Annotated in this window: 20 protein-coding genes, 1 tRNA gene and 1 pseudogene; 11 read left to right on the forward strand and 11 right to left on the reverse strand. The window is 67.7% G+C overall.

The window, feature by feature from the left end; translation table 11 throughout:
- Positions 1-21: 21 nt before the first annotated feature.
- The 3 genes from HWX25_RS00165 (at position 22) to HWX25_RS00175 (ending at position 3,118) form a co-directional block, all read left to right on the forward strand.
- Entirely contained in the window at positions 22-879 is an 858-nt protein-coding gene (locus HWX25_RS00165; protein WP_175906379.1) for an ABC transporter ATP-binding protein, read from the forward strand.
- A gap of 163 nt (positions 880-1,042) precedes the next feature.
- Complete coding sequence (locus HWX25_RS00170) at positions 1,043-1,999, forward strand: TauD/TfdA family dioxygenase (protein WP_175906381.1); 957 nt, start codon at positions 1,043-1,045, stop codon at positions 1,997-1,999.
- 171 nt (positions 2,000-2,170) lie between these two features.
- A complete protein-coding gene (locus HWX25_RS00175) occupies positions 2,171-3,118 on the forward strand; it encodes a TauD/TfdA family dioxygenase (protein WP_059818827.1) in 948 nt (315 codons plus the stop codon).
- A 43-nt stretch (positions 3,119-3,161) separates the two neighbouring features.
- Here the strand turns inward: HWX25_RS00175 and HWX25_RS00180 are convergent, their stop codons facing one another.
- Positions 3,162-4,823, reverse strand: coding sequence for an ABC transporter substrate-binding protein (locus tag HWX25_RS00180; protein ID WP_175906384.1), 1,662 nt, complete (start codon positions 4,821-4,823; stop codon positions 3,162-3,164).
- A gap of 361 nt (positions 4,824-5,184) precedes the next feature.
- Between HWX25_RS00180 and HWX25_RS00185 the strand changes: the two genes are divergently transcribed.
- Both HWX25_RS00185 and HWX25_RS00190 read left to right on the forward strand, forming a co-directional pair.
- Complete coding sequence (locus HWX25_RS00185) at positions 5,185-5,592, forward strand: DUF427 domain-containing protein (protein WP_175906386.1); 408 nt, start codon at positions 5,185-5,187, stop codon at positions 5,590-5,592.
- A gap of 209 nt (positions 5,593-5,801) precedes the next feature.
- Entirely contained in the window at positions 5,802-6,794 is a 993-nt protein-coding gene (locus HWX25_RS00190) for a sulfonate ABC transporter substrate-binding protein (protein ID WP_175906389.1), read from the forward strand.
- A gap of 20 nt (positions 6,795-6,814) precedes the next feature.
- On the opposite strand, the gene HWX25_RS00195 is transcribed toward HWX25_RS00190, so the two are convergent.
- A complete protein-coding gene (locus HWX25_RS00195) occupies positions 6,815-7,399 on the reverse strand; it encodes a putative glycolipid-binding domain-containing protein (RefSeq protein WP_175906862.1) in 585 nt (194 codons plus the stop codon).
- Positions 7,400-7,429: 30 nt separating this feature from the next.
- Between HWX25_RS00195 and HWX25_RS33870 the strand changes: the two are divergent.
- Positions 7,430-7,543, forward strand: a pseudogene (locus tag HWX25_RS33870) (LysR family transcriptional regulator); the annotation flags it as partial.
- Positions 7,544-7,556: 13 nt separating this feature from the next.
- Here HWX25_RS33870 and HWX25_RS00200 read toward each other — a convergent pair.
- The 3 genes from HWX25_RS00200 to HWX25_RS00210 form a co-directional block, all read right to left on the reverse strand.
- Positions 7,557-8,714, reverse strand: coding sequence for an iron-containing alcohol dehydrogenase (locus HWX25_RS00200; RefSeq protein WP_175906391.1), 1,158 nt, complete (start codon positions 8,712-8,714; stop codon positions 7,557-7,559).
- Positions 8,711-9,046, reverse strand: coding sequence for a putative quinol monooxygenase (locus HWX25_RS00205; RefSeq protein ID WP_175906393.1), 336 nt, complete (start codon positions 9,044-9,046; stop codon positions 8,711-8,713). Before HWX25_RS00205 ends, HWX25_RS00200 begins: the two co-directional genes overlap by 4 nt.
- 176 nt (positions 9,047-9,222) lie before the next feature.
- Positions 9,223-9,939 carry an SDR family oxidoreductase gene (locus HWX25_RS00210; RefSeq protein ID WP_175906395.1) on the reverse strand — a complete coding sequence of 239 codons (717 nt, stop codon included), beginning with the start codon at positions 9,937-9,939 and terminating at the stop codon, positions 9,223-9,225.
- Between the two features lie 133 nt (positions 9,940-10,072).
- Here HWX25_RS00210 and HWX25_RS00215 point away from each other — a divergent pair, with 133 nt between their 5' ends.
- The 4 genes from HWX25_RS00215 (at position 10,073) to HWX25_RS00230 (ending at position 13,403) form a co-directional block, all read left to right on the forward strand.
- Positions 10,073-11,068 (forward strand): LysR family transcriptional regulator, encoded by a 996-nt coding sequence (locus HWX25_RS00215; protein WP_175906863.1) that lies wholly within the window; start codon positions 10,073-10,075, stop codon positions 11,066-11,068.
- 36 nt (positions 11,069-11,104) lie between these two features.
- Positions 11,105-12,493 (forward strand): uracil-xanthine permease family protein, encoded by a 1,389-nt coding sequence (locus HWX25_RS00220; protein ID WP_059818823.1) that lies wholly within the window; start codon positions 11,105-11,107, stop codon positions 12,491-12,493.
- A 98-nt stretch (positions 12,494-12,591) separates the two neighbouring features.
- Positions 12,592-13,014 carry an NUDIX hydrolase gene (locus tag HWX25_RS00225; protein WP_175906397.1) on the forward strand — a complete coding sequence of 141 codons (423 nt, stop codon included), beginning with the start codon at positions 12,592-12,594 and terminating at the stop codon, positions 13,012-13,014.
- Between the two features lie 86 nt (positions 13,015-13,100).
- Positions 13,101-13,403, forward strand: coding sequence for a hydrogenase maturation factor (locus HWX25_RS00230; protein ID WP_175906399.1), 303 nt, complete (start codon positions 13,101-13,103; stop codon positions 13,401-13,403).
- A gap of 48 nt (positions 13,404-13,451) precedes the next feature.
- On the opposite strand, the gene HWX25_RS00235 is transcribed toward HWX25_RS00230, so the two are convergent.
- Positions 13,452-13,664, reverse strand: coding sequence for a hypothetical protein (locus HWX25_RS00235; RefSeq protein ID WP_059524815.1), 213 nt, complete (start codon positions 13,662-13,664; stop codon positions 13,452-13,454).
- Positions 13,665-14,030: 366 nt separating this feature from the next.
- On the opposite strand from HWX25_RS00235, the gene HWX25_RS00240 reads away from it, so the two are divergent.
- The gene (locus HWX25_RS00240; protein ID WP_175906401.1) at positions 14,031-15,191 is read left to right on the forward strand and encodes a DUF4382 domain-containing protein; all 1,161 of its coding nucleotides are present in this window, start codon (positions 14,031-14,033) and stop codon (positions 15,189-15,191) included.
- A 523-nt stretch (positions 15,192-15,714) separates the two neighbouring features.
- On the opposite strand, the gene HWX25_RS00245 is transcribed toward HWX25_RS00240, so the two are convergent.
- From HWX25_RS00245 to fdhE, 5 genes are all read right to left on the reverse strand, one after another.
- Positions 15,715-16,293 carry a DUF4337 domain-containing protein gene (locus tag HWX25_RS00245; RefSeq protein WP_059699963.1) on the reverse strand — a complete coding sequence of 193 codons (579 nt, stop codon included), beginning with the start codon at positions 16,291-16,293 and terminating at the stop codon, positions 15,715-15,717.
- Positions 16,294-16,635: 342 nt separating this feature from the next.
- Positions 16,636-16,731 (reverse strand) — tRNA-Sec (locus HWX25_RS00250).
- Between the two features lie 30 nt (positions 16,732-16,761).
- Positions 16,762-18,687: a selenocysteine-specific translation elongation factor gene (gene selB, locus HWX25_RS00255; RefSeq protein ID WP_059818815.1), complete on the reverse strand. Its 1,926-nt coding sequence runs from the start codon at positions 18,685-18,687 to the stop codon at positions 16,762-16,764.
- Entirely contained in the window at positions 18,684-20,123 is a 1,440-nt protein-coding gene (gene selA / locus HWX25_RS00260) for an L-seryl-tRNA(Sec) selenium transferase (RefSeq protein ID WP_175906403.1), read from the reverse strand. The genes selB and selA overlap by 4 nt, the downstream gene beginning before the upstream one ends.
- A 76-nt stretch (positions 20,124-20,199) precedes the next feature.
- A complete protein-coding gene (gene fdhE, locus HWX25_RS00265; RefSeq protein ID WP_175906405.1) occupies positions 20,200-21,135 on the reverse strand; it encodes a formate dehydrogenase accessory protein FdhE in 936 nt (311 codons plus the stop codon).
- Positions 21,136-21,184: the final 49 nt, after the last annotated feature.

Genomic DNA, 21,184 nt, shown 5'->3' on the forward strand with positions numbered 1-21,184 from the left:
CCTGTCGCTTCCTTCTCCGCCATGACGAACCTCGCTTCCGATTCGCTCGATATCCTCCACGTGAGCAAGCGCTATGCGCAACGCGGCGCGACGCTTGCAGTGCTCGACGACGTGTCGCTGCACGTGCGTGCCGGCGAATTCGTCACGATCGTCGGCGCGAGCGGCTGCGGCAAGTCGACGTTGCTGCGGTTGATCGCCGGGCTCGACACCGACTACGCGGGCGAAATCCGCGCCGGGGACGAACCGGTGCGCGACACGTCGCTGCAGCGCGGGATCGTGTTCCAGGATCACCGGCTGTTCCCGTGGCTGACGGTCGCGCAGAACGTCGAGGCCGCGCTGCGCAATGCGCCGCTCGACGCCGCGAGCAAGCGACGCGCAGTGGCCGAGCACATCGCGCTCGTCGGGCTGAACGGCTTCGAGCATGCGTACCCGAACCAGTTGTCGGGCGGGATGGCGCAGCGCGTCGCGATCGCACGCGGCCTCGTCAACCGGCCGCGTGTGCTGCTGCTCGACGAGCCGTTCGGCGCACTCGATGCACAGACGCGCGCGCGAATGCAGAACGAACTACTGCGCATCTGGGAGCAGGAACGCATCACGATGGTGCTCGTCACGCACGACGTCGACGAAGCCGTCTATCTCGGCGATCGCGTCGTCACGATGGCGCCGCGCCCCGGGCGCATCGAGCGCATCGTCGACGTCGCGCTGCCGCGACCGCGCCGACGCGATTCGCCGGAATTCGCGCGGCTGCGCGACACGGTGCTCGCCGATTTCGACGATCGTGCACCGCCGGGTGGCGGCGATGGTGGCGATGGCGGTCGGGCAAGGCGCGTCGATGCGCCCGATGCGCACCGGATCGGCGAATGGCGGCTCGCGTGGTGACACGGTCGCGCCGCATGACCCGACACCGTGCCCGAATTGCTCAGCATGACGACACATATCGATCATCGCGGCGCGCGCTAAGGATGTGACGATTCATCGGTTCCGGTTCCGCGCGATCCCTGCTTGAATGGAGACTCGACCGATCCGATCCAGGAGACTCCCGATGTCCGAAGTCCAGCACGCCGCTCACCCGTCATCGCATGCTTCGCACGCCGCCGCACCGCGCACGGCCGCCGTCCCGCTTCAGGTTCGCCAGGTCGCCGGCCGGATCGGCGCCGAGATCGCCGGGGTCCGGCTGTCCGGCGCGCTCGACGACGCGACGTTCGACGCGATCCAGGCCGCGCTGCTGCGCCACAAGGTGCTGTTCTTCCGCAACCAGGGCCATCTCGACGACACGGCGCAGGAAGCCTTCGCCCGCCGCTTCGGCGATATCGTCGCGCACCCGACCGTGCCGTCCGTCGACGGCAGCGCGCACCTGCTCGAACTCGATTCCGCGCACGGCGCGCGCGCCAATTCGTGGCACACCGACGTGACCTTCGTCGACGCGTATCCGAAGGTGTCGATCCTGCGCGCGGTCGTGATCCCGCCATTCGGCGGCGACACGGTGTGGGCCAACACGGCCGCCGCGTACACGCATCTGCCCGAATCGCTGCGCGCGCTCGCCGACACGCTGTCGGCAGTGCATACGAACGCTTACGACTACGCGTCGACGCACGTGCATGCCGACGACACGCAACTGAAGCGCTACCGCGAAGTGTTCACGTCGACCGTCTACGAAACCGAACACCCGGTCGTGCGCGTGCATCCGGAGACCGGCGAACGCACGCTCGTGCTCGGGCACTTCGTGCAGAAGATCAAGGGGCTGTCGTCGCAGGATTCCGCGCATCTGCTTCAGGTGCTGCACGAACACGTGACGCGCCTCGAGAACACCGTGCGCTGGAACTGGCAGCAAGGCGACGTCGCGATCTGGGACAACCGCGCGACGCAGCACTATGCGATCAACGATTACGGCGATGCGCACCGCGTCGTGCGTCGCGCGACCGTTCACGGCGACGTGCCGGTCGGCGTCGACGGCCGCCGCAGCGTCGTGCTGAAGGGGCCCGGCGCGACGCTGCAATGACGTTCGCCGCGCGCGGCGGCGACTTCGGCTGCCGCCGTGCCGGCCCCTTCCCGCACTCCCGCATTGCCGACCGGAGGATCCGACCATGACGTTCCCGCCACCGGGCCGACGCTTGCACGCGCAACGATGTCGCCGGCCGTCCACCCCGTTCACTTCCGCCAGGAGCGTCGCATGAGCGCCCTACCCGAACCCGCCGCCCAGCCGGTCGACGTGATCCCGCTGTCCGCCCACATCGGCGCGGAGATTCGCGGCATCGACCTCACCCAACCGTTGACCACGCCGCAGATCGCCGCGATTCGCGCCGCGCTGCTGAAATGGCGCGTGATCTTCTTCCGCGAGCAATTCCTCACGCACGAGCAGCATGTCGCGTTCTCCGCGCAGTTCGGCGAGCCGACCGTCGGCCATCCGGTGTTCGGGCACGTCGACGGTCACCCGGCCGTCTATTCGATCGCGAAGCATCGCAAGGCGACGCGCTTCGAAGGCGAGCCGGTGCGCCGGCCGTGGACGGGCTGGCACACCGACGTGACGGCCGCGGTCAATCCGCCGTGGGCGTCGATCCTGCGCGGCGTGACGATTCCGCCGTACGGCGGCGACACGCACTGGACCAACCTCGTGCGTGCGTACGAGACGCTGTCGGCGCCGCTGCGCGGCTTCGTCGACGGCTTGCGCGGCATCCACCGCTTCACGCCGCCGGCCGGTGCGCGCGCGACCGGCGCATTCGATGAAGCCGTCGAGCGCCGCCCGCTCGTGACCGAGCATCCGCTGGTGCGCGTGCATCCGGAGACCGGCGAACGTGCGCTGTACGTGAGCCCGAGTTTCCTGAAGTCGATCGTCGGGCTGACGCCGCGCGAAAGCCAGGCGTTGCTCGAACTGCTGTGGGAGCACGTGACGCGGCCGGAATTCACGATCCGCTTCAAGTGGGAACCACGCAGCATCGCGTTCTGGGACAACCGCGCGACCGCGCATCTCGCGCCGGTCGACATCTTCGATCTCGACTTCGATCGCCAGCTCTATCGCACGACGCTCGTCGGCGACGTGCCGGTCGGCCCCGATGGCCGGCCATCCGTCGCGCTCGAAGGCTCGCCGGTCGAAGCAGCGGCCGCGGTCGCACTGAACTGATTGTCGCGTCGACAGCCGGCGCATGCGCGCCGGCCTGCCTTCCTCAATCCAGCCAGACGCCGTCGAACCGGTGCCCGCCGAGCGGCGAGAACGTCACCCCGTGCACGCGCTTCGAGATCGGCAGCGACACGATCGATGTCGCGATCGGCGTGAACGGCACCTGACTCTTGAATACGACCTGGGCCTGCTCGTAAAGCGACGTGCGTTTCGCGACATCCGCGTTCGTGCGCGCCGCATCGACGAGCCGCTCGAAATCCGCGTTGCACCACTTCGCGAGGTTGCTGCCGTGCACCGCGTCGCAGCCGAGCAACGTGCCGAGCCAGTTGTCGGGATCGCCGTTGTCGCCCGACCAGCCGTACAGGATCGCGTCGTGCTGCCCGTCGCGTTTCGCGCGGCGGTTGTACTCGCCCCACTCGTAGCTGACGATCTTCGCGCGCACGCCGATCTTCGCCCAGTCCTGCTGGATCAGTTGCGCCATCAGCTGCGCGTTCGGGTTGTACGGGCGCTGCACCGGCATCGCCCACAGCGTCAGGTCGAAACCGTTCGGGAATCCTGCTTGCGCGAGCAGCGCCTTCGCCGCGGCCGGATCGCGCGGCGCGTCCTTCAGGCGCGGGTTGTACGACCATTGCGCGGGCGGCATCGGGTTCGTCGCGATCGTCGCGTCGCCGTTGAACACAGTCTTGATGATCGCCGTCTTGTCGATCGCGATGTCGAGCGCGCGCCGCACGTCGACGCGATCGAGCGGCGGATGCTGCGTGTTGTACGCGACGAAGCCGACGTTGAAGCCCGTCCCCGAAAACAGCGTCAGCTTCGGATCGCGCCGCACCGTCTCGAGATCGGCCGGCCGCGGAAACACCGACACCTGGCACTCGCCCGCCGTGAGCTTCTGCAGGCGCACGGCCGGATCGGGTGTGATCGCGAACACGAGATGCGCGAGCTTCACGTCGTCCGGCTTCCAGTAGTCGGGATTCGAGTCGTAACGGATCGTCGCGTCCTTCTGGTACGCGCGCAGCTGGAACGGCCCCGTGCCGACCGGGAACTGGTTGATGTCGGCCTCGCGATGGCTCGCCGTCAACTGCGACGCGTATTCGGCCGACAGGATCGACGCGAACGCCATCGCGAGATTGCGCACGAACACGACGTCGGGCGACTTCAGCACGAAGCGCACCGTGTCGTCATCGATTTTCTCGATACGCTCGATGTTGCGGTCGAATCCGAGATCGCTGAAGTACGGGAAGCTGACCGGATAGGCCTTGCGGAACGGATCGTCGGGGTCGAGCATCCGGCGGAACGTGAACACGACGTCGTCCGCCTGGAATGGCCGCGTCGGCTTGAACCACGCGGTCGTCTGGAACTTCACGCCGCGCCGCAGGTGAAACGTGTAGACGCGCTGGTCGGACGACACTTCCCAGCTCGTCGCGAGCGACGGCGCGAGATCGAGCGTGCCGCGTTTGAACTGCACGAGCCCGTTGTAGATCGTGTACGTGCTCGCGTCGAAATCGGTGCTGGTCGTGTGCTGGCCGGGGTCGAAGCCGGCCGGGCTGCCTTCGCTGCAGAACACGAGCGTCTTGCCGGCCGGCGCCGCGAACGCGTGCGTGACCGCGCCGGCGAGGAGCAGCGACGCGGCCATGCCGCGCAGCGCTGCAACGGCAACGGATGCGGGCCGCGCGCGATGCGCTGAGAACGAAACGAATGGAATCTTCATGGTGGCGGTCGAGAAAGGACTGTCATGCGAATGACGACCGCCGATCTTCGCGCGACGCCCGCCGATCGCTTACCAATTAATTCCGCGTTGCTTATCGCGGCGGATGCATCGCGCTGCCGCTGCATGAAAATGTCCGCACGAGCGTCGGGGCATGCCGGCGAATTCCGGCTGCCAAGCGCCACCGCTCCGCGTCATGCAGCGACGCCGTTCGCGGTCCGCCTTCCGGCCCCCTGCAGGTTCTCCGGAATTGGCGCATCGTATCGGTTGGTCAACGCCGGCACCGGCGCGCGCGCATTCGCCCGCGCGCACGTTGCGGCGCGGCGTGCCTGCCGGCGCGCTGCCCCTTCCTGGAGGACCCACGATGTCGATCAGCCCCGATACGCCCTCTCGTCCCGTGAAGTCGCCGGGCCCCGATCATCCGATCACGATCGAACCGCATCCGTCGCGCGTGGTGGTCAAGGTGGCCGGCAAGGTCGTCGCCGATACGCGCCACGCGCTGGCGCTGCGCGAGGCCAGCTATCCGGCCGTGCTGTACGTTCCGCGCGAGGACGCCGACATTGCGCTGCTGCAACGCACCGACCATGCGACGTACTGCCCGTACAAGGGCGATTGCGCGTATTACTCGATTCCCGCCGGCGGCGAACGCGCGACCAACGCGGTGTGGACGTACGAGCATCCGAACCCGGCCGTCGAATCGATTCGCGCGCACCTCGCGTTCTACCCGGATCGCGTCGACTCGATCGAGGAAAGCCCGCTCGGCACCGATTGAGTGCGGCGGCGCCTGCCGGCCCGTCGTTCACGTATCGTCCGGCCGCTGATTTGCATATGCGGATTCATTGGTTGGCCGCCGATTCGCGCGGTCGTATCGTCGTGCATCCGGCGCGGGCCGGCCGCGCGCAGCTTGCGCATCCGGCTGCGTCCCGTGCCGATCGCGCCGCAAGCGCGCGCGACCCGTGAACCCGCCAGCAGGACGCCTCGATGAACGACGAATCACACGCAGACCTTGAAACGACCCCGGCAGATCCGCGCCGCCGCCAGTGGCTGCACGGCGCGGCCGCCGGACTGGCCGGGCTCGCGCTCGGCCCGCTCGCGGGCATGCCCGCACTGGCGCAGGGCAGCGAGAAGCGGCTGCGCGTCGGCTTCCAGAAATACGGCAACTTCGTCGTGCTCAAGGCGCGCGGCACGCTCGAGAAGCGGCTCGCGAGCCAGGGCGTGACGGTCCAGTGGCTCGAGTTTCCGGCCGGCCCGCAATTGCTCGAGGGACTGAACGCAGGCGCGATCGACGTCGGCACGGTCGGCGAAACGCCGCCGATCTTCGCGCAGGCCGCGGGCGTCGATTTCGTCTATCTCGGCAACGAACCGCCCGCGCCGCACGGCGAGGCGATCGTCGTGCTGCCCGATTCGCCGATCCGCACCGTCGCGCAGTTGCGCGGCAAGAAGGTCGCGTTCAACAAGGGTTCGAACGTCCACTATCTGCTCGTGAAGGCGCTGGAACATGCGGGCCTCACGTATGCCGACATCCAGCCGATCTATTTGACGCCCGCCGACGCGCGCGCCGCGTTCGTGCAGCGCAGTGTCGACGCGTGGGTGATCTGGGATCCGTATCTGGCGGCCGCCGAACGGCAGCTCGGCGCACGCGTGATCGCGAACGGCGACGGGCTCGTGCGCAACACGCAGTACTACCTCGCCGCGCGCAAATATGCCGCCGCGCAACCGCAGGTGCTGCGCACGCTGCTCGACGAAGTCGACGCGGTCGATCGCTGGGGACGCGACCACGTTCCGGAAGTCGCCGCGCAACTGTCGCCGCTCGTCGGCCTCGACGCGCCGACGCTCGAAGTCGCGCTCAAGCGCGCCGGCTACGGCGTGCAGCCCGTCACCGATGCGACGCTCGCGTATCAGCAGAGCATCGCCGACGCGTTCAGCGCGCTGAAGCTGATTCCCGGCAAGGTGACGGTCGCCAACGCGCGCTGACGCGCCGTCGCTGCGCCGCGTTACGGCGAACGCGTCGCGCCGATGCGCCGCCACTCGTCGTAATCGGTGACGAGGCCCGCATCGTCGACCGCGATATCAGCCGCATACGTGCCGCTCTCGTAGCGGTAAACGTGCTTCGCCGTGCGCGCATAGCGCTGCTCGCCGCGCACGATCTCGAACGCCGGAAAACGCAGCCAGGCCGTGTGAATGACGGCCGACGCGCCGACCGCCAGCCCGAGACGCCGGATCGGCAGCGTGTTGGTCGACGGACTGAAGCCGAGATCGATGTCGGTCGCGCCCGCGAGGGCCGGTGCGTCGACGCCGTCGATCGTCCAGCGCGCCGCGTCGCGTTCGATTGCGAGCTGCCGTGGCGGCGCTGCGCCGAGCCAGTACGCCACGTGCGCCGATCGCGTCAGCCAGTCGGCGCCGCACGCGATCGCATAGTCGACGCGAAACGGCGTGCCGTCGATCGCGCCCGCGACCGCGCCCGACAGGTCGATGCCCGCATGCGTCTCGACGAGCCGGCACCATTCGGCCGCCTGCCAGGTCTGCGTGTTCTGCCACGCGACGCATCGCGTGCGCGCTGCTTCGTCCCGTTGCGTCATGTCGCCTCCCGTCGGTTGCATGAGCCTTTGATCCAGACGGTGACGGCGACGCGCCACCGACGCCCGATGTTCGACACGATCCTGGCCGGCGGCGGCATCGGCGTCGTGCAGGCACCGGCCTGCGGCAATGCGCTCGCGCACGGCAAGCGCGTCGCGATCACCACGCCTGCCGATAGATCGCCAGCGCGTCGGCTTCCGTGACTTCGCGCGGATTGTTCACGAGCAGGCGCGTCTGCAGCATCGCGTCCGACGCCATCCTCGGCAGGTCGCCCTCGCCGACGCCGACCTCGCGCAGCGTGCGCGGAATGCCCGTCGCGACGATCAGGTGATCGATCTCGTCGATCAACGCCTGCGTTCTCGCTTCGTCGCTACCCGTCGCCGATGGCGCGACGATCGCCGCGAGTTCGGCATACAGCGGTGCGGCAGCCGGCGCGTTGAAGCGCAGCACATGCGGCAGCACGAGCGCGTTCGACAGCCCGTGCGGCACGTGGAAAATGCCGCCGACCGGATAGGCCAGCGCATGCACGGCCGCGACCGGCGCGTTCGCGAATGCCTGGCCGGCGAACATCGCGCCGACCAGCATCGCTTCGCGCGCGTGGCGATCGCCGCCGTCGTCGCATGCCTTCAGCAGGTTGCGCGACAGCAGCGTCAGTGCCTGCACGGCCAGCATGTCGGACACCGGATTCTTGAGCCGCGACGACGTATACGCCTCGATCGCATGCACCATCGCGTCGATGCCGGTCGCGGCCGTGGCCGCGCGCGGCAGCCCGAGTGTCAGCTCGGCGTCGAGGATCGCGACGTCCGCGAACAGGTGCGGCGACACGACGCCCATCTTGCGCGCCTCGCCGACCGTGACGATCGACACGGCCGTCACTTCGGAGCCGGTGCCGGCCGTCGTCGGTATCTGCACGAGCGGCAGCCGCGACGTCGCAACCTTGTCGACGCCGTACATGTCGGCCAGCGCCTGCCGCCCCGGCGCGAGCACCGCGATCAGCTTCGCGACGTCCATCGACGAACCGCCGCCGAGGCCGAGCACGATTTCCGCATCGGCCGCCACCGCCCGCGCGGTCGCTTCGAGCACGACGTGCTCGGGCGGATCGGCGATCACGTCGTCGATCACGGTCACCTGCCAGCCGTGCGCGGCGAGGCTCTCCAGCGCGGGCGCGAGCACGCCGCTGCGATGCAGGAACGCATCGGTGACGACGCACAGCCGCGCGAGCGCCGGAAAGCGTTCGCGCAACAGCGCGCCGAGCCGGCGAGCAGCGCCGAATTCGACGATCTGCGTCGGAACGGTACGGAATTGAAACGGGTTCATCGGGTGCCTCCCGGTGGCGTCGCCGTGCCGGTGTCCGGCTGCACCATGTAGCGCGTCACGTCGCGGCGATCGAGCAACGGAAAGATCGCACCGACTCCGATCCGCTGGAAATGCGGCGTTTCCCGATGCACGTCGAGGCCGTCGGCCTCGCGATAGCGCTCGAGGATCACGATGTGGTCGGGATCGACCGGCGACCGGAAGTATTCATAGTCGAGGTTTTTCGGCTCGGTGCGCGTGGCCGGCGCGAGTTCGGCCAGCAGTTCGATCACGCGGTCGCCGTTGCCGGGTGTCGCGAAGAAATGCGCGATGACCTGCAGGTAAGGTTCGTTCATGCTGCGCTCCGTATTCGCCAGCGGCCCGTCATGACGGGCCGTCATTCCACCATGCGCGATTGCGCGCCGAAAGTGGCGGTCGGCGGCCCGACGCGGTGCCGACGCCCCGACGTCGCATTGTATTGAATCGGCGCCGCGTGCGCAGCGCATCGTCACGCGCCCCGCTGCGCCGGCCGCTACCACGGCACGGTATGCCCCTGGTAATCGAGGTATTCGAGCCCGGCGCGCCGTTGCTTCCCGATCAACACGTTCACGAGGCTCGGCACGCTTTCGTCGATCGTCAATCGCGCATCGGGCCCGCCGAGTTCCGTGCGGACCCAGCCCGGCGCCATCAGCACCATCGCGCGCGGCGTGCCGGCCTGGCGCGCTGCGAAACTGCGCATGAACTGGTTCAGCGCGGCCTTGCTGCCACGGTAGACCTCGCGCATGCCGCTCACGTTGTTCGCGACGCTTCCCTGCCCCGACGACATCGCGCCGATCAGGCCATCCGGGGTCACGAGATCCTGCAGCGCCTCGATCACGCGCATCGGCGCCAGCGCATTCGTGATCATCACGCGCACGAATTCGTCGGTCGTGACGTCGCCGATCGTTTCGTTCGGGTCGTTGGTCGTGCCGGCGTTCACGAACAGCATGTCGAAGCGCCGGCCCGACAAACGCGCACGCAGTGCGGCCAATTGTTCCGGCGCGCAGATATCGAGCGTCTCGATCTCGAGCCGTCCGTCGAAGCGTTCGGCGAGCGCGTGCAGCTGCGTGCGCGCCGGTGCCGCGCGCACGGTTCCGGTGACGTGCCAGCCCTTGTTCAGGAATTGTTCCGCCATCGCGAGCCCGAGGCCGCGCGAGGCCGCGACGAGCAGGATCGACGGTGTCCTGGGGTTCGATACGGTCGATTGCATGGATTTCACCTTTGCCGGAGTTCGTCATCCGGCCACTATAGGCGCGCACCATCACATGCACCAGACGCACCAAACTCAACCAATAGTTGCGTTGAACGCCCTGTCATGCCGTGCGATGTCGTATGCTGTCCGGATGGAAGACATCGACCTGAACCTCGTCGCCGCGCTCGACGTGCTGCTGACCGAAGGGAGCGTGACCGGCGCCGCGCGCCGGCTCGGACTGAGCACCTCCGCGATGAGCCGCACGCTCACGCGACTGCGCACCACCACGGGCGATCCACTGCTCGTGCGTGCCGGACGCCGGCTCGTGCCGACGCCGCACGCATCGGCATTGCGCGATCGCGTGCACGCCATCGCGAGCGACGCGCGTGCCGTGCTTCGTCCGGCCTCGGCCGACGTCGACATGGCCACGCTGTCGTCCACGTTCACCATCCGGGCGGCCGCGTCGTTCATGGACATGCTCGCCGGCCCGGTGGTCGCCACGATCGGCGACATCGCAACCGGCGTGCGCGTGCGTTTCGTCGCCAGGCTCGACCGCGATCCGGGGCCGCTGCGCGACGGCACGGTCGACCTGGAAATCGGCAAGCGCGGCGACGACGCGCCCGAGCTGCACACGCGCGAGCTCTTTCACGACGGACACGTCGCGGTGGCGCGCGCCGGGCATCCGCTGTTCGCGGCGGCCAGGATCACGCCTGCGCGCTACGCGGCCTGCCGTCACGTGATCGCATCGCAGCTCGGCGACTTCGGCGGGCCGGCGAACGATCCGGCAGACACGCTCGCGCCCGCTCACATCGTGCAGGTCGTGGTGCCCGGCTACCCCGATGCAATGCGCGTCGCGGCCGGCACCGACCTGATTGCGCTCGTGCCGCGCTCGAGCCTCGGCAACGCCTTCACGCCGGGGCTCGTGGACGCACTGGGGCTGCGCAGCTTCGCGATACCGGTCCGGCTGCCCGAGATCCTGATCTCCGCGCTCTGGCATCCGCGGATGCAGCGCGATCCCGTGCATCGCCGTCTGCGCGAGGCCGTCATCGACGTGTGCAAACGCGCGTATCCGGCGGCCCGCGCACCGCGCGCACCGAAGCGCGGCCATTGCAACGCGCCCGACGGCGCCGGCGGGCCCTTCGGCTAAAATGCCGCACTTTCCATCCTGTCCGGCCCGCTCGCCATGCAACCCGCCTCCCCCGCCCGATCCGCCTCCCACGGTGCCGACGACGCAGATTCGTCGCGCGACCTCGTCTATGGCCCCAATGACCGGCCTGCGCCGATGGTCGCCTTCGTCGCGGCGCTCCAGCACCTGCTGGCGATCATCGTGCCGATCGTCACGCCCGGCCTGCTGATCTGCCAGGCGCTCGGCGTATCGAGCCGCGATACGACCCTTATCGTGTCGATGTCGCTGGTGATTTCCGGTATCGCGACCTTCGTGCAGTGCAAGCGCTTCGGTCCGCTCGGCGCCGGCCTCCTGATCGTGCAGGGCACCAGCTTCAACTTCGTCGGCCCGCTGATCGCCGGCGGCAGCGTGATGGTCAAGCAGGGCACGCCGGTCGAGACCGTGATGGCCGCGATCTTCGGCGTCGTGATCGCCGGTTCGTTCGTCGAGATGGGCGTGTCGCGCATCCTGCCGTTCGTGAAGCGCCTGATCACGCCGCTCGTCACCGGCATCGTCGTGCTGCTGATCGGCCTCACGCTGATCAAGGTCGGCCTCATCAGCATGGGCGGCGGCTACGGCGCGATGGCCAACGGCACGTTCGCGAGCGCCCAGAACCTGACGCTGTCGTGCCTCGTGCTCGGCACGATCATCCTGCTGAACCGCGTGCCGATCGTGTGGGTGCGCAGCACCGCGCTCGTGATCGCGCTCGCGATCGGCTATGCCGCGGCCGCGGTGCTCGGCCGCCTCGACTTCACGGGCGTGCATCAGGCCGCGGTGTTCCAGGTCCCGACGCCGCTGCACTTCGGCATCGGTTTCTCGTGGTCGCTGTTCGTGCCGATGCTGATCATCTACCTCGTCACGTCGCTCGAAGCGATCGGCGACGTCACCGCCACCAGCAAGATTTCCAAGGAGCCGGTCGAGGGGCCGGTGTGGATGCAGCGGATCAAGGGCGGCGTGCTCGTGAACGGCGCGAACTCGCTGCTGGCCGGCGTGTTCAACACGTTCCCGAGCTCCGTGTTCGCGCAGAACAACGGCGTGATCCAGATTACCGGCGTCGCGAGCCGCTACGTCGGCATCTGGATCGCGGGCATGCTCGTGGTGCTCGGCCTGTTCCCGGTCGTCGCGGGCGCGCTGCAGGCCGTGCCCGAGCCCGTGCTCGGCGGTGCGGCGATGGTGATGTTCGGCGCGGTGGCCGCATCGGGCATCAACATCCTGTCCGGCATCCAGCTCGATCGCCGCGCGCTGCTGATCATCGCGGTGTCGCTCGCGCTCGGCCTCGGCGTGTCGCAAGTGCCGGACATCCTGAACAGCCTGCCGCATGCGTTGAAGAACGTGCTGGAATCGGGCGTCGCGACGGGCGGCATCTGCGCGCTCGTGATGAACTGGTTCTTGCCGGAACAGAAGTAACGCTACGCACTCCATGACGACGCGGCCCGACCGACGGGCCGCGTCGCGCTCGGCGGCTCCGGCTTGGCCGGGCGCCCGAGTCTCGCTAGAATCGGGGCATGCCTCAAGCCCCCGTCTCCACCAATGCGCCGGAAGCCAGTGCGGTCCTCGTCAAGGAACGCGCGACCGTCGTCTGCTACCGCGAACAACAGGTCTTGCTCGTTGCGCGCGTTTCGTCGCGCTGGGCGCTGCCCGGCGGCACGATCAAGCGCAGCGAAACGCCGCTCGAGGCCGCACATCGGGAACTGCTGGAAGAAACCGGCATCGTCGGCCAGAACCTCGTCTATTCGATGCAGTTCACCGGGCTCGCGAAGGTGCACCACGTGTTCTTCGCGGAAGTCGGCCCGGAGCACAAGGCCCAGGCGAGCAACGAGATCGAGAAGTGCAAGTGGTTTCGCATCGACAACGTCGATGCGCTGCGCGCGAGCATCCCGACGAAGCGCATCGTCGAGCTCGTCTACCGGCACGAAATCCTCAAGTAGGTAGACACCCCACCCCCGCCGGCTCGCACGAGCCGATATCATGCGCCCACGGTCCGTCGTCGCGTTCCCTTCCGAGCGAGCTGCAGATGAACAGTGCGTACACCTACCGCGGATACACCATCGATGTCCGCTGCGAATTCCGGCTCGACGAACCGCGCGACCACGCGCCGCCACCCGCCACGCTTCGGTTCGGGTTCGTGGCGGTCGTGCAGGTTCGCGCGGCCGGCAGTGCGCCGCGCCTGCTGGCGCCGGTCCGGCTCGGCGACGACGGCGGCCGCCTGTTCGACGACACCCTCAACGCGCTGCGCGCCGGCCGGGCGGCCGGCGAAATCATCGTCGACGACCTGTTGGTCGATTCCGGCTCCACCGACGGGCGCGCGCATTCCTGAGCCGGCAATTGGGCCGGAGCGTTCTGCGCGGAGACGGTGCCCCGACGCTCAGTTCAGGCGTTTTCGTCGTAGTTCGTGCGTGGAATAGACGACGAGGAAGATCCCCAGCATCGCGACGCCGGATGCCATGAAGTCGTTTGCGGTTCCCATGCTGTTCAGCGACTTCGGGAAAATGCCGAGACTCAGTCCCGCGGCAGCCAGGAGCACGCCTGCCGCCACACCCCATACCGGTCCGGTGGTCTTTTCGATTGTGTTTTTCATACAGCACCCGTCTACAGTTGTTACCTGAACGGGGGCGGCGCATGGCGCTCGCGACTACCGTTCGTGCTTCGACTATAGCGGCGAAATAATCGGGGCGGATTCAGTGCTTTCACCGATCAAGTTTTCGCCGATCGCGAAATGGGCCGTATTCCAATGACACGCATCCTGCTCGATCGATCCAGAACATGATTCATTCGCCGTGCGCCGCAATGCGTGCCGCCGGTTCGCGAATACCGGTGGAGAAGCGCCTCCCCTTACGCTCCGACGCAGAATTTACGGTTCGTTTCAAAGCTGTCCACACTGTGGACGTTCCCCGACGCTATGCTTCGTTGCACCCACAATAATTTCTCGGAGGGGGACAAAACAATGAACAATACATTCTGGAAGGCCGCACTATGTGCGGCAGCGGTGCCGTTCGCGCTTGCAGCGTGCGGCGGCGGCGACGATGGCGGCAGCCCGCAAACCGGCACGCTGCATGTCGCGATGACCGATGCGCCTTCATGCGGCTTCGATCATGTCTTCATTACCGTTTCGCAGGTTCGCGTCAATGCGAACGGGAATGCTTCCGACAACGACGCCGGCTGGTCGACGATCACGCTGGCCACACCGCAGAGGATCGACCTGCTGTCGCTGACCAACGGCGTGCTCGCCGATATTGGTCAGACGGCCCTGCCGGCAGGTCAGTATCAACAGGTCCGCCTGGTTCTCGCGCCGAACCAGGGCAACACCCTCGCGAACTCGGTCGTCCCGACCGGCGGCACGGAACAGGCGCTTGCAACGCCGAGCGCGACGCAAAGCGGCTACAAGATCATCCAGCCGTTTACGGTTCAACCGAACACGCTCGTCGACCTCGTGCTCGACTTCAACGCGTGCAAGTCGATCGTCCAACGGGGCAACGGCACGTATGCGCTGAAGCCGGTCGTCACCGCGATCCCGACGGTCGTGAGCGGCGCGATCTCCGGTTACGTCGCATCGGCCGAAGCCGGCGCGACCGTGTATGCGGAACAAGGCGGCAAGGTGGTCCGCGGCACGGTTGCAGACGGTACCGGGAAGTTCGTGCTGTCGCCGCTGATTCAGAGCTCGACGCAAGGCAACTACGATGTGGTGGTCGTGCAGAACAACTTCGCATCTGGCATCGTGCGCTCGGTTCCGGTCGTCGTGAATACGACCACGGCGGTGTCGACGTCGAACGCGCCGATCGCTCTGCCGGCATCGACGATGAGCACGGTCAGCGGCACGGTGACGGCAAGCGCCGACGCGTTCGTGCGCGCACTGCAGACCGTCGATGCAAACGCGTACGAGATCACGTCGATCAACGCGAACATGGATACGGGCGCGTATGCGCTCAACGTACCCACGGCCGCGCCGATCGTCGGCACTTACTCGGGATCGCTGCCGGTCGCGCTGGCTGCATCGCCGGGCGCCGCGGCACAATATACGATCGAGGCGGACGCAGCGTCGGGCGCAACGCAATCGACGAACGTCAACGCAACGACCAGCCAGTCGAACGTCAATTTCAGTTTCTGACGCATCGACAGCATCATCGAAAGGGCCGCACGGCCCTTTCATCAATAAACGGGAGAACGAAGTGAAGAAAGGAGTTATCGCATTGCTCGCGGCGGCGAGCGTGGTCGGCGCGCTCAGCGGGTGCGTCGCATATGTTCCGGGTCCGCCGGTGGTCGTCGCACCGCAAGGCGGGCCGGGGAACGGGTTCTGCCCGCCCGGACAGGCAAAGAAAGGCAATTGCTGATTGAACGAGGCCCGCGTACGCGGGCCTTTTTTCATGGCCGCTGCAAGACAGACATGGCGTGGGAATGGCGGAAGGCAGCCGACTACAATCACCGCTCGCACCGTACCGCCAGGTAAGCTCCCCTCAATTCGGCGGAAATCGTAGGTCGCGCGTGCGCCGAGACCTCTAGCTACACGCTCTACGGCAGGAACTCCCCAGAACCCTGTCTCGTGCCAATCCTCCGCGATCACCTCTGATGCGCGCGTGACCTCACGCATACACGAGCGCAACACGACTGGACCGTGACGGCATCCCCGTCAATCAAACCCCAAAGAAGGCCAAACCCGCGATCACGATGCCAATCGCGGCCACGCCGATCGACAGACCCTGCATCCATGACCGTCGCGTGAGGATCGTGATCGCTGCTAGTGCAATCGAGATCTGGATGATGGTCGTCGCCTGCGACCATCGATGGTGTCGGTGCATCCGCTCCTCACTCGCCACGTTGTTCTTCTCGACTTCCTTTTCCAGTGCCTCGGCACGTGCCCGGATCGGCTCCTTGTCGGCGCGGTATCTCGCGGCATCCGTCTCGAACCGCTTTCGCTGCGGCGACGTCTCCGGGCTCAACGCCGCACCGAGTTCGGCGAGGTTCTGCTTATTGCCCTTCGCCTGATAGTAGGCCCACTGGTTCGCAGCCTCGGTTTTCCGGATCGCGGCGTCATTCTTGTAGAGCAACGCAAGGCTTTCGTCGGCACCGCTCTGATAGGCAGATATCGCGCCGAAGCAGGCAAGCACGGCCGTCAGCACCGCGATGCGCGACGTACCGTGATCACCATCGTGAGCCGCGTGATGTTCCACCGCATGGTCGTGAGGACCATGAACTTCGTATTCTTCAGACATCCTTGGCACCCGCGTGATACGCGTTCTGTCGGGATAATGCGGCGATTATCCGGCACGAGGGCGATTTCGGGCAACGCCCCGGGCACCGAACGCGTGTGCGTCATAGCAGTGGCCATGTTGCAAGCGCGCAGAGATCATCGTCGCTCGGTCGAAGCCAAGAATTCATCGTTGCAGCCTCGTTCGACACTCGCGCGATTCGCTCGCCGGATAACTGCCCGGCTCGCGGAAGCCGTCAAGAAGATCGGCCAATCGTAGAGCGCCGACATGATACGTGCAGAAAAACCCGCCCCACTTACGAAAAAAGCGCTCCCGATGGAGCGCCTGGATCGCCGAAAACCAATGTGGCGGAAGGCAGCCAGAGTCGAACTGACCCGGGAGTGTCTGACACCCCCAACCGGGTTTGAAGCCCGGCCGTACCACCGGATACGAATGCCTTCCGTGGGAAAAAACCAAAAGAACAACGAGCGCCTACGCCTGTATACCCACCCAACCGCTGTCAGGCCGCAGGAAGTGAAGATCGCGGTGGAAGCGAGTATACCCAACCCGATCGAAGAATTCGAGAATCTGGATCGCCCGTTTGCGGCCGAGCCCGGTCGCGTCGCGAAACGTCGCCGCATCGAGCCCGCCGCCGCGCGTCGGCGCGAGATTGGCAACCAGCCCGGCCAGTTCGCGCACGATATCCGCGTGATAGAACAGGTCGCGCACGACCTGATGCACGTCGCCGCGCCGCGCGAGCTTGCGCAGCAGCGTGCGCACGGCATCCTCGGCCGCACCCGTGTCGCGCGCCAGATCGCGGACCCACGGCGGATCGAAGCGCCCCGCATGAATCAGCGGCAGCAGTTGCTGCGCCAGCGCTTCCTCGCGCGCATCGAAACTCACCGCATGCGACGGCAGATGCAACCACGGCCCGCTTCGCGCGACCTCCCCGCCATCCACCAGCGCATCGACCAACGCGCGCCACAGCACATCGCCGACGAGCGGCGCCGCCATCCGTCGCAGGCGTGCCGCATCGAGCCCCTGCTCGTCCGGCACGCGCTCGTGATACGCGCGCAGCGTGTCGATCGCCCGCGCTTGCAGCGCATGCCAGTGCGCTCGCGCGATCACCGTGCCGTCGTTCGACGCACGCTCGCGCTGGCCGATCGCCAGGGCGTCGTCCGGCAACGCGAGCGCGTCGGGCGCGAAGCCCGTCAGGTGCGTGAGCATCGTGCGTGCGATACCGAGCGGCGCCTGCGCAAGCAGCGCATCGAGCCGCCCTTCGTCGAGCCATGCCGCGAGTGCGTCGAGCCATGCGCGACGCGCGGGCGTGCGGCGCTTGCGCGCGGGACCGAACGGGTCGAGCACGCGGCCGCCGCCGACGGTGCGCGTCGCCTGCGGATTGCGGACGATGAAGCGATCGCCCGGCAGCGCGAACACGGGTTCGTCGAACACCAGTTGCACGCGCATCTTTTGGCCGGCCGCGAGCGTATCGCCGTCGAGCAGCGCGACGTGCGCGACGCGATGCAGCGTGCCGAGATGCACGTGCAGCGGCGCCCAGTGCGTCAGCGTGAGCCCCGCATCGGCCAGCAGTGTCAGGTCGACGTCGAGACGCGGCGACGTCGCGACGAGCCGCGCGTCCGCGACGGTATCGCCACGCTCGACGTCCGCCTTGTCGACGCCGGCCAGGTTCAGCGCGCAGCGCTCGCCCGCGCGGCCCGCGCCGACCGGCCGGTTCTGCGCATGGATGCTGCGCACGCGCGCGGCGGCGCCAGTGCGCACGACCGCGAGCGTGTCGCCGGTCGCCACGCGGCCGGCGAACGCGGTACCCGTCACGACGGTGCCCTGCCCGGCGAGCGTGAACACGCGATCGACAGCGAGCCGGAACAGGCCGTCGTCGCGACGTGCGCGCCACGCCAGCGCCGCATCGGCGAGATGACGCTTCAATGCGGCGACGCCCGGATCGTCCTCGCGCGTCGCGCAGGTTTCGAAGATCGGCGCGCCATCGAGCGTCGTGCCGTGCAGCCACGCGGCGATCTCGTCGCGCACCGCCGACAGGCGTGCGGTGTCGACGCGATCGCACTTCGTCAGCGCGACCGCGCCATGCGTGACGCCGAGCAGTTGCAGGATCGCGAGATGCTCACGGGTCTGCGGCATCACGCCGTCGTCGGCGGCGATCACGAGCAGCGCGAAGTCGATTCCGCACGCGCCGGCCGCCATCGTATGAATCAGCTTCTCGTGGCCCGGCACGTCGATCAGGCCGAGCACGTCGCCGTTCTCGAGCGGCGTATATGCATAGCCGAGTTCGATCGAAATGCCGCGCGCCTTCTCTTCCTTCAAGCGGTCGGTATCGACGCCCGTCAGCGCGCGCACCAGCGTGGTCTTGCCGTGGTCGATGTGCCCCGCGGTACCGACGATCATGCAGCCGGCCCCGCGACCTGCACGCATTGCGCAACGAATGCCGCTTCGTCTGCCGCTTCGAGGCAACGCAGGTCGAGCCGCAGCGCGTTGTCGGCGATGCGGCCAATCACCGGACGCGGCCATTCGCGCAGTTTCTTCTCGAGTTGCGCGAGCGCGCGGCCGCCGCGCTTGCCGTCCGGCGTGCGCACGACGAGCCCGGCGCTCGGCAACTGATCGATCGGCAGCGCACCGCTGCCGATCTGGCTGAACATCGGCTCGACCGTCACGTCGAAACCGCTGCCGAGTGCGGCCTGCAACGCCGGGCGCACGCGCTCGGCGGCCTCGGCGATATCGCGCTGCGGCCGCGTCAGCAAGCGCAACGTGGTGAGCCGCTCGCGCAGGAATTCCGGCGCGCGGTAGAGCCGCAGCACGGGTTCGAGCGCGGCGAGCGTCAGCTTGCCGACGCGCAGCGCGCGCTTGAGCGGATGTTTCTTGATCTTCGCGACGAGCGCGCGATCGCCGACGATCAGGCCGGCCTGCGGCCCACCGAGCAGCTTGTCGCCGCTGAACGTGACCACGTTCGCGCCGGCGGCGACGGTTTCCTGCACGGTCGTTTCGTGCGGCAGGCCCCACTGCGTCAGGTCGGCGAGCGTGCCGCTGCCGAGATCGACGGCGACCGGCAGCCCGTGCTCGCGCGCGAGCGGCGCGAGTTCGGCCAGCGTCACTTCCTTCGTGAAGCCGCTGATCGCGTAGTTGCTGCAGTGCACCTTCATCAGAATCGCCGTGCGCGGGCCGATCGCATCCGCGTAGTCGCGCAGATGGGTGCGGTTGGTCGTGCCGACCTCGCGCAGCTTCGCGCCCGCGCGGCTCATGATGTCGGGAATGCGAAATGCACCGCCGATCTCGACCAGCTCGCCGCGCGACACGATCACTTCGCGTTTCGGCGCAAGCGCGGACAGCGTCAGCAACACGGCCGCGGCATTGTTGTTGACGACGGTCGCGGCTTCCGCGCCGGTCAGTTCGCACAGCAGATCGTCGATCAGGTCGTCGCGATCGCCGCGGCGGCCGGTGGCGAGATCGAATTCGAGATTGACGGGCTGGGTAAGCGCGTCGACCACAGCACGCACCGCGTCGTCGGGCAACAACGCGCGCCCGAGATTGGTGTGCAGCACGGTGCCCGTCAGGTTGAACACCGGGCGCACGGTGCCCGCGTTCTGTGCGGCCAGCGTGCGGGCGACGGCCGCGGCGATGCGCGGCTCGTCGAGCGGCTCGGCCGCCAGCGGATCCTGCTGAGCGGCGGCGCGCCAGCGTTCGAGTTCGGCGCGCACCGCGTTCAGCACGCGGGTGCGGCCATAGTCGGCGAGCAGCGGTTGCAGCGGCGCCGACGACAGCACGCGCTCTACCGACGGCACGCGCGCGAGGACGGCATTCAATTCATTCAAACCCGGTTCGGTCACGTAATGGTGGCTCCATTTCCATGCGCGGCAGGGCAGCCGGCACCGGCGCTCGCGCGCCCGCCCCGGCTGCCTGCCGTCACTCCGCTTCGCGCGACATGTCCGGCCACAGCAGCGGGTTCGGCGAACTGCGCTGGTAGCCGGCTTCGTTCATCAGCAGATCGAGCGTGAGGCTCGCGAGATCGTCCGCCAGCGGCTCGAACTCGTAGTCCTTCTCCTGGTAGCCGATCTTGCGATAGGTCTTGCATTCGTCGCACGACTCGGCCTTGACGGCTTCGCTGCCGCCCTCGATCCCGTGGTAGGCGATGCCCTTGGTCGAGTCGCAGTGCGAACATTTCGTGCGCACCATGTGCCACTCGGTCGTGCACAGCCCGCACTGAAGGAAACGGTAGCCCTGGAACTGGCCGCCGACGCGCACGACGCTCGCGACCGGATGCGAGCCGCACACGGGGCACAGCCCCGGCTGGTCGAGATATGGGATGTCGGCCGGTGCGACGCGGCTCGCGAGATCGGTCCAGACGACCTGCAACGCGGCCATCAGGAACGGCGCGGTGGCCGGATCGACTTCGGCGAAGCGCAGTGCGAGGATCGCGTCGGCCTGTGCGTCGAGTTCGGCGGGCGCCATCAGGCGCAGCCGGTCGAGCAGCTTCGCGAGCGACGGATTGACGAGCCCGGCGCTTTCGACGCGGTCGAGCAGTTCGTACAGCACGGCCCGCCACTGCGGGTTGCGCTCGCCGTCGAGCGCCGGCACGAGCGGCATCGAATGCTGCTGCGCACGCGCGATCGCTTCGGGCGACGGCATCGGCAAGTTCAGCGCCTGCAGCGTCGCGTGCTGCGCATCGGCGACGGTCGCCATCAGCCGCAGGTAGCCGCTGATCGGGTTCAGGTCGGCGAGCTTGCGCAGCCGTGCGGCACGCGCGGCAAACACGGTGTCGCGCTCCGGCAGGCGAAAGCGCGGAATGGCCGAATGATCGAGCGTCGAGATCTCGGTCGGTTCGAGAATGCGTTGTGTCACGAAAATGTCATCCAAAAAAACAAGCGCCGACGGATCGGCGCTCTTCAGG

It is taken from the genome of Burkholderia sp. BCC1640 (assembly GCF_902833125.1).
GTDB classification, from domain to species: Bacteria; Pseudomonadota; Gammaproteobacteria; order Burkholderiales; family Burkholderiaceae; genus Burkholderia; species Burkholderia diffusa.